Raw genomic sequence first — 15,068 nt, forward strand, 5'->3', positions numbered from 1 at the left:
TAAAGGGAGATTTTATGTATTTAAAGAGTATTGAGGTACAAGGATTTAAGTCCTTTGCCAATAAAATCGTTTTTGATTTTGATAACGGTATTACTGGTATTGTAGGGCCTAATGGTTCTGGTAAAAGTAATGTTGCCGATGCTGTAAGATGGGTTCTTGGTGAACAATCTGCAAAGCAACTTCGTGGTTCTAAGATGGAAGATGTTATCTTTGCTGGAACACAAAACAGAAAGCCTGTGGGCTTTGCGTATGTATCAATTACGCTTGATAATTCAGATCATGCACTAGCAGTTGATTATGATGAAGTAACTGTAAGCAGACGAGTTTATAGATCTGGCGAGAGCGAATATCTAATTAATGGTAATGCGTGTAGATTAAAGGATGTTACTGAACTTTTTTATGATACAGGTATTGGTAAAGAAGGCTACTCAATTATCGGACAGGGTCAGATTGATAAGATCCTTTCTGGTAAGCCTGAGGAAAGAAGAGAACTATTTGATGAAGCAGCAGGTATTGTAAAGTTTAAGAGAAGAAAAGCTGCCGCAATTAAGAAGCTTGAAAGTGAGAGAGCTAATTTAGTCAGAGTTAATGATATTTTATCTGAGCTTGAAAAGCAGGTAGGACCTTTAAAGGTGCAGTCTGATAAGGCTAAGGAATACCTTAATTTAAAGACTGATTTAAAGAATTACGATGTCAATGCCTTCCTCTTAGAGACAGACAGAATCCGTAATGATTTAGCTGCCTTAGATGAGAAGATTTCCATTGCTGATGGTGACCTTTCAAAGGCCAATGGCGAATACGAAACAATTAAGTCAGAATATGAGCAGGCTGAAAGTCAGTTAGAGGCAATTAATGCTCAGATTGAAGAAACTAATAATACTAAGTCTGAGACAGAACTTGAAAAGCAAAAGCTTGAGGGCACAATTAATGTCTATAGCGAGCAGATTAAGACTTTCAATAACAATAACGAACTTCACTCAGAAAGACTTACAAAGATCACTGAGGAGATTACATCAAAAAACGAAGAAATAGCTAAAGCTGAAGCTGATTATCAGGCTATTAAAAATGATATGACAGGCCACGATGATAGACTAGAAGAGATCAACAAGCAAAGCGAGGAAATTAAGGAAAAGATTTCTTCTGTAGAGACTAAGATTGATGAGAAGAACCAGTCTATTATGGATGCATTAAATGAGAAGTCATCTATTAATGCTGAGAATCAGAAGTACGTTACTATGCTTGAGAACTTAAGCATTAAAAAGGCAGAGCTTTCAAGTAAGGTAATTAAAGATAAGTCTGATGAAGCTAGCCAGAAAAAGCTTATTGATTCTTATTCTAACGAGCTTTTATCAGTGGATGAAGAATATAATGAATTAAACGATAAATTAGTTAAGAATAATGAAGAAATTACTAATATTAAAAATGCTAACACAGATTTAAATCTTCAAATTGAAAAATTAACTAGTAAATATCATAGAGAGAAATCAAGACTGGAATCCTTAATTAATATTACTGAGCGTTATGATGGTTACGGTAACTCAATTCGTGAAATCATGAAGCTTAAGGATACGAAGCCAGGTATTCTTGGTGTTATTGCAGATATTATTAAGGTTGAGCGTTCTTATGAAGTAGCAATTGAAACAGCCCTTGGCGGAACTATTCAGAATATCGTTACAGACAAGGAAGATACTGCTAAAGACTTGATTGCTCACTTAAAAGAAAACCGTTTGGGTAGAGCTACATTTTTACCATTAAACGCTATTAAGGCAAGAGAAACCCTTGAAAAGGATAATTGCATTAAGGAAGAGGGCGTTATTGGCGTAGCTTCTAACTTAGTTAGAGTTTCCTTTGAATATGAGAACCTTGCTAAGTATTTACTTGGTAGAATCTTAGTTGTAGATAATATTAACAATGCTCTTGCCATTGCAAGAAAGTATAGATATTCCCTTAGAATCGTAACTCTTGAAGGTGAACAGCTAAATCCAGGTGGTTCAATGACTGGTGGTGCTTTCAAGAATTCAAGCAACTTGCTTGGACGTAGAAGAGAAATCGAAGAGTTAAAGCAAAGTGTTAATGAGACTTCTAAGGCTGGCGTTGAGCTTAAGAATCAGGTTAGCGATAACAGAGCTAAGATTGCTGAAATTAGAACTGATAACGAAAGCTTAACAAAGGATTTAAGAGATGTTACTTTAAGAAAGAACACAATTCAGGTTAACTTAAATCAGGAGAAGGCTAAGTTAAAGTCAATCCTTGAGTTAGTTGCAAAGGATAGCATGGAAATTAAGATGGCGGATGAAGAAATCCAGAAGATTAATGAAAGCAAGTCCCTTGTTTCTAACAACTTAGATGAACTTGATAGTCAGAATGAGAAGTCTAAGGAAGAGATTGAGAGCTTGAATAAGTTCCTTGACGAGTTAAAGGAAGAAGAAGTTAAGATTTCTGTTAAGCTTGAAAATGTAAAGCTACAGCATAGCAGCTACAGCCAGAAGATAAGCTATATCGAAGAGACTATCCTTCGTCTTAACGAAGAAGTTAAAAAGCTTATTGTGGAAGAGGCAGAAATCAAGAATAAGATTAAACAGACTGAAACTGAAATTATTAATAAGAATAAGGACATTTCAGATGTTAAGAAGTCTATGAATCTTGCTGACTTTAGAATTAAGGAATCTAACGAAAAGATTGAGAAGTTAAGACTTGAGCGTGAAGAGATTTCAAAGACTCACAAGTCATCCTTTGATAAGAGAGATGAGATTAATAATCGAATCGTCTTACTTGAAAAGGAAAGCATGCGTCTTCATAACCAGCATGAAAAGCTCGATGAATCTAATGATACATTAGTAGATTACATGTGGAATGAATATGAGTTGACTTATAGTTATGCTCTCGAACTAAGAAACGAAGAACTTACTGATCTATCTAATATTAGAAAGCAGATTAACATTTTAAAATCCGCAATTAAAAAGCTCGGTGATGTAAATGTTAATGCCATTGAAGAATACAAAGGCGTTTCAGAACGTTACGAATTCTTAAAGGGCCAGCATGATGATATGATTGAAGCTGAAAATGCACTTATGCAGGTTATTGATGAACTTGATAGCGGCATGAGAACTCAGTTTACAGCTAAGTTTGAAGAAATTAAGAAGGAATTCGACCAGGTATTTAAGGAATTATTTGGCGGTGGAAAGGGTACAATCGAACTTGTAGAAGGTGAGGATATCCTTGAAGCAGGCATTACAATTATTTCTCAACCACCTGGAAAGAAATTACAGAATATGATGCAGTTATCCGGTGGTGAAAAGGCTCTTACAGCCATTGCGCTTTTATTTGCAATTCAGAACCTAAAGCCATCTCCATTCTGTCTACTTGATGAAATTGAGGCCGCTCTTGATGACTCAAATGTAGGAAGATACGCAAACTACCTACATAAGTTAACAAAGCATACTCAGTTTATTGTCATTACACATAGACGTGGTACTATGGCAGCTGCAGATAGACTCTTTGGTATTACAATGCAGGAGAAGGGTGTTTCAACTCTTGTTTCTGTTGACTTAATTGATAAAGAACTAGATAAAGATAAGCAGGTAAAAACTGCCTAGAAATTTTAGTTAAGCCTATATTTTTACTAGTATGGAAGTACTTGCATTAGAGGCGGCTTCTATGAAGTCGCTACATTTGATTAGTTTACTTGTAAGAATGTGGGCTTAATTTTTTTATAAGGAAGGATTTAATATGGGATTTTTTGAAAAATTAAAAGCAGGTCTTAATAAGACAAGAGACAATATTGTTTCAAGCATTGATTACGTTTTCAATGGCTTTACAAATATTGATGACGAATTCTATGAAGAGCTTGAAGAGACTCTTATTATGGGCGACTTAGGCGTTAGAACAACTGATGAAATCATTGAAAACCTCAAGGAAAAGGTTAAGGAAAATGCTATTAAGCAACCAGCTGAATGTAAGGAATTACTTATTCAGTTAATTAAGGAGCAAATGGATCTAGGCCCTAATGCCTACGATTTTGAAAATCAGAAATCCATCGTTTTATTAACTGGTGTTAATGGCGTTGGTAAAACAACTTCAGTGGGTAAGCTTGCTGGCTTACTAAAGAATCAGAATAAGAAGGTTATTATGGCTGCTGCCGATACCTTTAGAGCTGCTGCCATTGAACAGCTTACAGAATGGTCTCATAGAAATGGCTGTGAGATTATTGCTCAAAGCGAAGGTTCAGACCCAGCTGCAGTTATTTTTGATTCAATTCAGGCTGCAAAGGCAAGAAAAGCTGATGTTTTACTTTGCGATACAGCAGGACGTCTTCAGAATAAGAAAAACTTAATGGAAGAGCTTCGTAAAATCGATAAGGTTATTACAAGAGAATATCCAGAAGCTTATAGAGAGAATTTAATCGTACTTGATGCTACAACAGGACAGAATGCTCTTTCTCAGCTTAGAGAATTTAAGGATGTAACTGACATTACAGGTATTATTTTAACTAAGATGGATGGTACAGCTAAGGGTGGAATAGCAGTGGCTATTCAGTCTGAATTTGGCATTCCAGTTAAATATGTGGGAGTTGGCGAGCAGATTGAGGATTTACAGAAATTTAACTCAGAGGATTTTGTAAATGCCCTCTTTGACTTGCAATAAAAGCTTTACAGGTCTATAATTATGAACAACTTGTCATACAACAATTATGGCTTGTTGGACAAGAATACTTATGGGATTCAAGGAGAAGCTAGGAAAATGGAAGAATTAACATTGAAGAAATTCGAAGAAGCAGCTGAAAAAGTTAAAGAAGCTACTCTTCCAACAAATTTAGTATATAGCGAGTTCTTTAGTGCACAGTCAGGCAACAAGGTTTACTTAAAGCCTGAGAATATGCAGTATACAGGCGCATACAAGGTTAGAGGTGCTTATTATAAGATTAGCACAATGTCAGAGGAAGCTAGAAAAAGAGGATTAATTACAGCTTCAGCTGGTAACCATGCCCAGGGCGTTGCATTTGCAGCAAAGAAATATAACGTAAAAGCAACAGTAGTTATGCCTACTACAACACCTTTAATTAAGGTTAACAGAACTAAGGGCTATGGCGCCGAAGTTATCCTTTATGGAAATGTTTATGATGAGGCATGTGAATACGCAATTAAGTTAGCTAAGGAGCAAGGATTAACTTTCGTTCATCCATTTGATGACCTTGAAGTGGCTACAGGTCAGGGCTCAATAGCTATGGAAATCATTAAGGAATTACCTACAGTTGATTATATTTTAGTACCAGTAGGTGGTGGCGGACTTGCAACTGGTGTATCTACACTTGCAAAGCTACTTAATCCTAACATCAAGGTAATTGGTGTTGAACCTGCAGGAGCTAACTGTTTACAGGCATCCCTAAAGGCTGGGGCTGTAACAACACTACCAACTGTTAACACAATTGCAGATGGTACAGCAGTTAAGACTCCAGGTAGTAAGTTATTCCCATATTTACAGAAGAACTTAGACGATATTATTACAGTACCAGATGAAGACTTAATCGTATCCTTCCTTGATATGGTTGAGAACCACAAGATGGTAGTTGAGAATTCTGGTTTACTTACAGTAGCTGCCCTTAAGCAGCTTAATGTAAAGGATAAGAAGGTAGTTTCTATCCTTTCAGGTGGTAACATGGATGTAATTACAATGTCTTCAGTAGTTCAGCAGGGTCTTGTTCAGAGAAGCAGAATCTTTACAGTATCTGTTCTTTTACCAGATAAACCAGGTGAACTTGTAAGAGTTGCAACTATTATTGCAGAGGCTAATGGTAATGTAATTAAGCTTGAGCACAACCAGTTTGTATCAATTAACAGACAGACAACAGTTGAGCTTAGAATCACAATTGAAGCTTATGGACATGAGCATAAGGATGAGATTGTCGAAAAGCTTGAAGAAGCAGGCCTTAGACCAAGAATCGTTAAGGTTAATATCTAGTCAGACTATAAAGAAGCTAGATAATCTAATAAATTAGATACAAAACTACAGCTGTTATGAGTAAGTGAAACTAAGGTTTTACGCCCTTGTTTCATTTCTCATAGCAGCTTTTTTAATTTCTTTTTAAAATTTCTTTTTTATCTCTTTTTAATTTCTTTATTTCAGTTCACAAAAACACCACACAAAGAACACATTTACAACATTTTAAATCTTTATATTAATTATAAAAATAAGATATCAGAGGGCGGAAAGATTTACGATTCCCCAGTGATAGGTTTAATTAAAGGAGGATTACTTATGATTAATTTAAGAAAGGTAGGTACCATAGGATTAACTAGTGTATTAATTGCCATGAGTCTATATGGCTGCACAACTAACGAGGCTACAACGACAACTACAACAAGTTCATCTAGTTCTACAAGCTCATCAAGCACCACAACTGCAACAGTTGACGTAGATTTAGACGAGTTGATCTCAAGTCTTGAAAATGGAGTGTCTCTTGAACTAGATGAAAATGATACAGATACATCTTATGACAGCGACGACACAACAATTACACTTAATGGTTCTTCAATTTCAGTAAATGGTGATGGTGCAAGTGCATCTGGTTCTACTGTAACTATCACCCAAAAAGGAACTTATGTTATTTCCGGTAGCTTAAGCGATGGACAGATTGTAGTTGACCTTGAAGATGACACTGATGAGGTGCATTTAATTTTTAATGGAATGGATATTTCTAATTCAAGCACAGCACCAGTTTTAATTCTTAGTGCAGACAAGGTAACAATTACTCTTGCAGATGGTACAACTAATACAGTAACTGATTCTTCTAGAACAACAGATACTGAAGAATATAGCGCAGCAATTTATTCTAAGGACGACTTAAGCATTAATGGTAATGGTAGTTTAGTTGTAAATGCAGGCTATAACGATGCAATTACAAGTAAAGATGATTTAATTATCGTTAACGGAAACATTTCCATAACAGCAACTGATGATGGTTTAATTGGTAAAGACTTAGTAGGTATTGCTGGTGGAACAATTGATATTACAGCAACTGGAGATGGTATTAAGGCTTCAAACGATTCTGATGCAACTAAGGGTTATATCATTATTGAAGACGGTGAGATTACAATTCAGTCAGAAAATGACGGTATCCAGGCAGAAAACTATGTAGTTATTAATGGCGGTAACATTGATATTACAACAGGTGATGGAGCAGCAAACTCATCTGTTACTCATAGCTCAACTGACTTTGGCTTTAGAGCAAGCTCTTCAACTTCAACAACTTCATCAACAGCAACAGACTCTATGAAGGGTATTAAGGCAACAAATGTCCTTATTGTATTTGATGGTAGTATTAATATTGACTCTGAAGATGATGGCGTTCACACAGATGGTGCTGTAATCATTAAAGGCGGCGATTTAGAAATTGCAACCGGTGATGATGGTATTCATGCTGATACACTAGTTCAGATTGATGGTGGAACTGTTAATATTACTGATTCCTATGAAGGTTTAGAAAGTACTCAGATTGTTATTAACAATGGTAATGTTAGTGTAGTAGCTGACGATGATGGTATGAATGCCTCAGATGGTTCAACACAAACAACTGGCATGGGTAATACAACAGGTGGTACAAATTCAAGTGTTAAATTAGAAATCAACGGTGGAACTGTTTATGTTAAATCTACCGGTGATGGACTTGATTCAAATGGTACCATGACTATTGCCGGTGGTACTACAATAGTTGAAGGTCCTACAGATAGCGGAAATACTGCTCTTGACTTTGACTCTAGCCTTACAATTACAGGTGGTACATTAATGGCCTTTGGTTCAAGCGGAATGGTTGAAACACCAAGTTCTGCTACAAACGGTGTATGCTTATTATTATATGGTTCAGGTTCTGCTAATCAGACATTTACATTAACTGATTCAAGTGGAAATACAATTCTTTCATATACACCATCAAAGTCATATCAGGTTTGTATTTGTTACTCCGCTGACATCACAACAGGCAGCTCATACACATACACAATTGGTTCTTCTTCAACAACAGTAACACCAACAAGCTCTGTTTACTCAAATGGTTCTTCAAGCTCAGGTATGGGCAGTATGGGAAACATGGGTGGTAACTCACAGTCTGGCACTGGAAGAAATGCCTTTAAATAAAATCTAAATAAAATTTAAATATCTTTTAAAATATAAGAAAATAGGCTATAATTAAAGGGATGACTTTTTAGTCATCCCTTTTTTCGTACATTAAAGCCTAGATTATGGCGATAAATTTAAATATTAGGGGGATAAAATGAAAAATAAAGAACCGATAGATATTAGGAAATATTTAGGACTTACACTTGCATTTTCTATTTCTTTTATACTAGCAATGTTAGTATATTTTATGATTGATAGGGCTAGCTATATAAGTAAATTTCTAAATGGCATAATAAAAACCTTAATGCCGTTTTTAATAGGTGCCTGCTTGGCCTATATTATCTGTCCTATGGTAAATGGTCTAAATTTATTATACCAAAAGCTTTTTAAAAAACTAAAAGAAGAAAGAAGATTAGCCCTTGCTAATTCCTTTAGTATCTACACAGGTATTATAATTGCAGCACTTATTATAATTTTCGTTATTGTTATGATTATTCCAAACCTTGTTAACAGTATTATAAGAATTGTGCAATTAGCACCTTCGGCCATTGATAAATTCTATGATTTTGCAATTAATTTTATGCAGTCAAATGAATTTATTAGGGAGCATTCTCAAAATATTATTAATACAAGTTATGACTTTGCAAAAGATTATATTAATAACAGTCTAGTTAAAAACTCAGATGTTATCCTATCTAATCTTACAATCGGTGTAATGGGAGTATTAAATCTATTTTTTAACTTACTTATTGGTTTTATTGTTGCAATCTATCTTCTCTTTATGCGCAAAAAACTTGCTAAACAAAGTAAGATGATAATTTATAGCATTTTCAAAGAAAAAGAAGCAGAATCCATTATGGATGAATTTGAATTTGTTGATAAGGTATTTTCAGGCTTCCTTATTGGTAAAATTGTAGACGCCATTGTAATTGCCATCATTTGTTACTTTATGCTTATATTTTATAAATTGCTAAATCCTGGCGTTGAAACTATGAACGAAGTCATGATTGCAGTAATTGTAGGCATATTTAATGTCATTCCTTTCTTTGGATGGTACATTGCTTGGGCTATTGGCATTATACTTTGCTTAATTGTAAATCCGGGACAAGCCATATATTTCCTCGTGTTTAACTTTATTCTTCAGCAAATCGATGGAAATATTATAGGACCAAAAATTTTAGGAAACAGCACAGGTATCTCTGGCTTTTGGGTATTATTTGCCATCCTTTTATTCGGACACATTTGGGGCTTCTTTGGAATGTTAATTGGTGTTCCAATATTTGCCATAATTTATCACTTCATCAAGAAGGCTATTTTCAAAGGACTATTAAAAAAGGGACAGTTTAAAATGGCGGTGGATTATGAAAATGAATATCCAACGAAGGAAAATGAAAAGTTTAGTGAGAAGATGAAGTCCGCATATGAAAGAATTAAGGAAGATCAATTAAAACAAAAAGAAGAAATAGTAAAGCAAAAGGAAGAACAAAAAAGAATAAAAGAAGAGCTAAAGGAAAGCAAAAAGCTCAAAAAGGAAAACAAACAAAAAGAAGAAAATATAGAAATTGACTCTGAAATAGAAGAGGATGAAGAAGAATAATTTTTTAAATTTTCTTCCTCTGTCAAGTTTTTTTACTTGACATTAAAAATGCTATATGATATTCTATTCAAGGTTTAATTGAAACAAGCTAAATTTACATAAAGGTAAGGAATTATGGAGAAGATTGTTGAGCAGGCTCTTCTATATGACTTTTATGGAGAGTTACTAAATGAACATCAAAGAAAAGTCTATGAAGATGCAATATTTAACGATTTATCATTTAGTGAAATTGCTGATGAATATGGAATCTCTAGACAAGGAGTTTTTGATTTAATTAAGCGTGTCAATAAGACATTGGCCAATTATGAATCTAAACTTCACCTTATTGAGAAGTTTCAAGAAACTAAGACAAAGGTTGCAAGAATAGATTCTTTAGCTGATTCTTATCTAGAGAATAATGATGAGAATTTAATACTAGATATCAAGAAGATATCTAAAGAAATACTAGATGAATTTTAGAGGTGTTACATGGCATTTGATAGTCTTTCAGATAAACTACAGAATGTATTTAAGAACCTTCGAAGTAAGGGACGATTAACAGAAAGTGATGTTAAGGCAGCCCTTAAAGAAGTAAAGATGGCTTTACTTGAAGCTGATGTAAACTTCAAAGTTGTAAAAAACTTTGTTAAGTCAGTGGAGGAAAGAGCAGTAGGTCAGGACGTTTTAACAAGTTTAACTCCTGGACAGATGGTCATTAAGATAGTTAACGAAGAGATGGTTAACTTAATGGGATCTGAAACTACTGAGATAAAGCTAAAGTCCGGTAATGAAATTACCGTAATTATGATGGCCGGTCTTCAGGGTGCTGGTAAAACAACTACAACAGCTAAGTTAGCTGGAAAGTTTAAAGCTAAGGGTAAGAAACCTTTACTAGTTGCCTGTGATGTTTATAGACCTGCAGCTGTTGAGCAGTTACAGATAAATGGTAAGAAGCAAGAGGTAGAAGTTTTCTCAATGGGAACTAATAACAGCCCAATTGATATTGCCAAAGCTGCTATTAATCATGCTAAAGATAATAACTTTAATGTTGTTATTTTAGATACAGCCGGTAGACTTCATGTTGATGAAGACATGATGAACGAGCTTATTGAAATTAAGAAGAACGTAGAAGTTGATCAGACAATCTTAGTTGTGGATTCCATGACTGGTCAGGATGCAGTTAATGTTTCTGCTTCCTTTGATGAGAAGATTGGCATTGACGGAGTTATCTTAACAAAGCTTGACGGCGATACAAGAGGTGGTGCTGCACTTTCAATTAAAGCAGTAACTGGTAAGCCAATTCTCTATGTTGGTATGGGTGAGAAGTTATCTGACCTTGAACAGTTTTATCCAGATAGAATGGCAAGCCGAATCCTTGGTATGGGCGATGTCCTTACTCTTATTGAGAAGGCAGAAGCTCAGATAGATGCCACTAAGGCCAAAGAGATGGAGAACAAGTTAAAGAAAGCAGAGTTTGACTTTAACGATTTCCTTGATTCCATGGATCAGATTAGTAACATGGGTGGTATCGGTTCAATACTTGGTATGTTACCGGGTATGGGACTTGGCTCTAAGATGAAGGATGTTTCAATCGATGAGAATGAAGCAGAAGCTAATTTAAAGAAGACAAGAGCAATTATTCAATCTATGACAAATAAAGAAAGATCTCATCCAGATATTCTTAATCCGTCAAGAAAGAATAGAATTGCAAGAGGTGCAGGTGTTGATATTGCAGAAGTCAATCGTCTTGTTAAGCAGTTTGAGCAGATGAAGAAGATGATGAAGCAGATGCCTGGAATGATGAAAGGTGGTAAAAAGGGTCGATTCAGATTACCTTTTTAACATATATCAGCAAATAATTTAGGAGGTGAAATTTAACATGGTAAAGATTAGATTAAAGAGATTAGGTGAGAAGAAGTCTCCTTTCTATAGAGTAATCGTAGCAGATTCAAGATCTCCAAGAAATGGTAGATTCATTGATCAGATTGGTACTTATGATCCTAATTATGAACCAGCTAAGATTAACATCGATGCAGAAGCTGCTAAGAAGTGGTTAGCTAACGGTGCTCAGCCAACTGAGGTAGTTAGCAAGCTTTTCAAGGCTGCTGGTATCGAAAAGTAATTGACTAGTAGTGGAGGTGTGGTCTATGAAAGAATTAGTAGAAATTATCGCTAAAGCGCTAGTTGATAATCCCGATGAAGTTGTAGTAACTGAAACTGAAAAGGACAAGGCAATTGTAATTGATTTAAAGGTTGCTTCTTCTGATATGGGTAAAGTAATCGGTAAATCAGGTAGAATTGCAAAGTCTATTAGAGCAGTTGTTTCAGCTGCTGCACAGAAAACCGATAAGAAGGTTATAGTCGAAATTGACAACTAGTTAATGGAGAACTATTTGAGAGAGATTAAGTTTAGCTTAGTTTCTCTCTTTTTTTGTATCTTAGTTTACTTGGCTCACTTTACATGTGCTTCAAAGTTTATTACAATATTTATGTTTTTTAAGAAACTAAAAGACATTGGGAGGAATACATTGAAAATTATACATTGTGCAGATTTGCACCTAGATTCGTCCTTAACAGCTAATTTTAATGCAGGACAGACTAAGGAAAGAAAACTAGAACTGATAAATAGCTTCGAAAGATTACTTCGCTATGCCGATGAGAATCTTGTAGATGCTGTTATTATCGCTGGGGATTTATTTGATAAGCCAATCGTTAGTAAGACTACAAAGAATATTGTTCTTGATGGAATTACTAGATTAAAAGATATAGATTTTTACTACTTAAAGGGAAATCATGACGAGTTTAATTCCCTTGATCAACTAAGAAACTTACCGGAGAATTTGCATTTGTTTAATAATGAATGGCAGACCTATACAGCATTTTCTTCGGATTATTATGATATAACAATTTCAGGAAAAGAGCTAACTAGCAGAGATTCTAATCTAGACTTAGAGAGCCTTGAGCTTGAAGCTTCTGACTTTAACATAGTCTGCCTACATGGTCAGCTAACAGGCTACGAATCTAAAAAGGATGACATAAACATTCCTTTAAATGGCCTTGTAGGGAAGAATATCGACTATTTAGCCCTTGGCCATATTCATAAAGAAAGCGTCGGAGAAATCGATTCTAGGGGCATTTATGCCTATTCTGGAGCGCTAGAGGGCCGCGGCTTTGATGAGCTTGGGGAGAAGGGATTTATTTTACTAAATATTGATGAGGAAAATCACAGCTTTACTCACGAGTTTATTCCCTTTGCTAAAAGGACCCTTGAAGAGGTATGGGTGGACATTACAGATGCATATACAAGCCTTGATGTTATTGAGCTTGCAACAGAGGCTATTAATGAAGCCAATATCCCTAAAACCTCCCTTATTAAGCTAGTCCTTGTGGGAGAAGTCCTTGTGGAGGCGGATATTAATGAAAATGTAATCAAGCGCCATTTTGAAAACGACTTCTTCTACGTTAAAATCGTAAACGACAGCCGATTTAAGCTAAATATTAGCGACTACGCCCATGAAGAGTCCTTGAAAGGTGAATTTGTAAGGTTAATTGCTACAGATAAGGAACTTTCAAATAAGGACAAGATGCAAATAATTAATATTGGAATTAAAGCGTTAACTAACGATTTAGGAAAGCAGGACTATGAGATTAATTAGCTGTCATATTGAGAATTTTGGTAAGCTGTCAAATTTTGATTACAATTTTAACGAGACTAAAAATATCATCCTAGAGGACAACGGCTGGGGAAAGACAACACTTGCAGCCTTTATTCGTGTCATGTTTTACGGTTTTGCAAACCCTCTAAAAAAGGATGATTATGAAAATGAAAGAAAGAGATTTAAACCTTGGAAAGGCGGAGTTTATGGCGGCAGCCTAAGCTTTAGCGTTAATAACAAGGAATATATAATTAACCGTGTCTTTTTTGATAGAGAAAAGGAAGATACATTTTCCATAAGAGACGCCCACACTTTACTTGAGACTACAGACTTTAGTAAAAACATTGGGGAGGAAATCTTTAAGATTAATCACGAGTCCTTTAAAAATACCATCTTTGTGGGACAGGACGAGCTAGAAACCAAGTCTACAAGGGATATTGAGAGCTTGCTTGGTAATGTAAGCCTAGATGAACTTGATATTAATAACTACGACGACGCCCTTGGCACCATTAACGGCCTTATTAATAGTTTAAGCCCTGATAGAAAGACTGGCAGACTCTACAAGCTATCTAGACAGCTTGATAATCTTGAATTTGAAAATCTATCTTTTGACGCTAATAAAACACGAGTTTCTAAGTTAGTTGAAAGAGCTAAGTCTTTGGAACATTTTCTAAATAAGGAAAGAAGGGCTAAGTCAGAGCTACAGGGGCTAATATTTGAGGAACTATCAAATAAGGGCGAGGAAAAGAAAGAAGCGAAAGAGGAGAAAAAGGAAGAGGCGCCAAAAGATGAGAGGGCAGAAAAGTTAAAGAAGGACATTTTTAACTTTAATAAGCTTGCCATCAATGAAAAGACTGATGTTATCGGACTTTTTATACTTTTCTTTGGATTTTTCCTAACGGTACTAGGTGTATTTTTACAAAATAATAACAGATACCACGGATACGCTTATCCACTGACCTTTATTGGAATTATCATTGTGATTTTCTATGTGTCTAGGACCTTCTTTAAAAGGGCCGATGATACGGAAGATGATGAGGAGGAGGAAGAGCCTCATCTAAAAGAGGAAGAAACTAAGGACTACGAACCTTTTAAATCCGCTGAGGATGCCGAGTTTAACAGCTCTTCTAGTAAGTATCAGGCTTTAATTGAGAAGATGAAGCTTAATGATAAGAAAATCGATGAGCACACAGGTGAGCTCTACCGCCTAAACCGCGAGATTGAGGAGCTTACAAAGGAGATTTTAAAGCAAGAAGAAAATATTACAAGACTAACAGAAATCAAGGAAGAGATAATCGAGCTTAAGGAAAAGTATGAATATACTCTAAAAGCTAGAGATTATCTAGGCTTGGCTAAGGAAAATTTTGCTAAGCGCTACAATAAGCCAGTAAAAAAGAGCTTTGATAAGTTCCTTGGCTATATGCTTGATGAGACGGATGACTACATTTTAAATATAAATAATGAACTAAGAATTAAGGATGCCGGAGAGTTAAGGGATGTGAGAATGCTAAGTAAGGCCTTTAGAGACGTAATTGGCCTTGCCCTTCGCCTTGCCTTTATTGAGAGTGCCTTTACTAAGGAAAAACCTTTTATTATCCTGGATGACCCTTTTGTAAATGTGGATGATAACACACTAGCTCCTTGCCTTAATACGCTAAATATCATCTCAAAGGATTATCAAATTATTTATTTTACTTGCTCAATAAGTAGGACCTAGTTTATAA

The 15,068-nt window shown here is 35.4% G+C and carries 11 protein-coding genes; all 11 read left to right on the top strand.

Annotation, left to right across the window (positions count from 1 at the left end; translation table 11 throughout):
• The first annotated feature begins 14 nt into the window (after window positions 1–14).
• The gene (smc, locus tag QVA17_RS05925; RefSeq protein ID WP_287387051.1) at window positions 15–3,596 is read left to right on the top strand and encodes a chromosome segregation protein SMC; all 3,582 of its coding nucleotides are present in this window, start codon (window positions 15–17) and stop codon (window positions 3,594–3,596) included.
• Between the two features lie 133 nt (window positions 3,597–3,729).
• Window positions 3,730–4,644 (top strand): signal recognition particle-docking protein FtsY, encoded by a 915-nt coding sequence (ftsY, locus tag QVA17_RS05930; RefSeq protein WP_287387052.1) that lies wholly within the window; start codon window positions 3,730–3,732, stop codon window positions 4,642–4,644.
• A gap of 96 nt (window positions 4,645–4,740) precedes the next feature.
• Window positions 4,741–5,958, top strand: coding sequence for a threonine ammonia-lyase (ilvA, locus tag QVA17_RS05935; RefSeq protein WP_027430720.1), 1,218 nt, complete (start codon window positions 4,741–4,743; stop codon window positions 5,956–5,958).
• A gap of 297 nt (window positions 5,959–6,255) precedes the next feature.
• Window positions 6,256–8,130: a carbohydrate-binding domain-containing protein gene (locus tag QVA17_RS05940; protein WP_287387055.1), complete on the top strand. Its 1,875-nt coding sequence runs from the start codon at window positions 6,256–6,258 to the stop codon at window positions 8,128–8,130.
• Window positions 8,131–8,266: 136 nt separating this feature from the next.
• Window positions 8,267–9,709 carry an AI-2E family transporter gene (locus QVA17_RS05945; protein ID WP_287387056.1) on the top strand — a complete coding sequence of 481 codons (1,443 nt, stop codon included), beginning with the start codon at window positions 8,267–8,269 and terminating at the stop codon, window positions 9,707–9,709.
• A gap of 114 nt (window positions 9,710–9,823) precedes the next feature.
• On the top strand, window positions 9,824–10,168 hold the full coding sequence (ylxM, locus tag QVA17_RS05950) for a YlxM family DNA-binding protein (protein ID WP_027430722.1): 345 nt from the start codon (window positions 9,824–9,826) through the stop codon (window positions 10,166–10,168).
• A gap of 9 nt (window positions 10,169–10,177) precedes the next feature.
• Window positions 10,178–11,530 carry a signal recognition particle protein gene (ffh, locus tag QVA17_RS05955; RefSeq protein WP_287387057.1) on the top strand — a complete coding sequence of 451 codons (1,353 nt, stop codon included), beginning with the start codon at window positions 10,178–10,180 and terminating at the stop codon, window positions 11,528–11,530.
• A gap of 37 nt (window positions 11,531–11,567) precedes the next feature.
• Window positions 11,568–11,810, top strand: coding sequence for a 30S ribosomal protein S16 (gene rpsP / locus QVA17_RS05960; RefSeq protein WP_027430724.1), 243 nt, complete (start codon window positions 11,568–11,570; stop codon window positions 11,808–11,810).
• A 25-nt stretch (window positions 11,811–11,835) separates the two neighbouring features.
• Window positions 11,836–12,066, top strand: a complete 231-nt coding sequence (locus tag QVA17_RS05965; protein WP_027430725.1) for a KH domain-containing protein — start codon at window positions 11,836–11,838, stop codon at window positions 12,064–12,066.
• Window positions 12,067–12,216: 150 nt separating this feature from the next.
• Window positions 12,217–13,344: a metallophosphoesterase family protein gene (locus QVA17_RS05970; RefSeq protein ID WP_287387059.1), complete on the top strand. Its 1,128-nt coding sequence runs from the start codon at window positions 12,217–12,219 to the stop codon at window positions 13,342–13,344.
• Entirely contained in the window at window positions 13,331–15,061 is a 1,731-nt protein-coding gene (locus QVA17_RS05975) for an ATP-binding protein (protein ID WP_287387061.1), read from the top strand. Before QVA17_RS05970 ends, QVA17_RS05975 begins: the two co-directional genes overlap by 14 nt.
• Window positions 15,062–15,068: the final 7 nt, after the last annotated feature.

It is taken from the genome of Lachnospira sp. (assembly GCF_016290755.1).
Taxonomy (GTDB): domain Bacteria; phylum Bacillota; class Clostridia; order Lachnospirales; family Lachnospiraceae; genus Lachnospira; species Lachnospira multipara.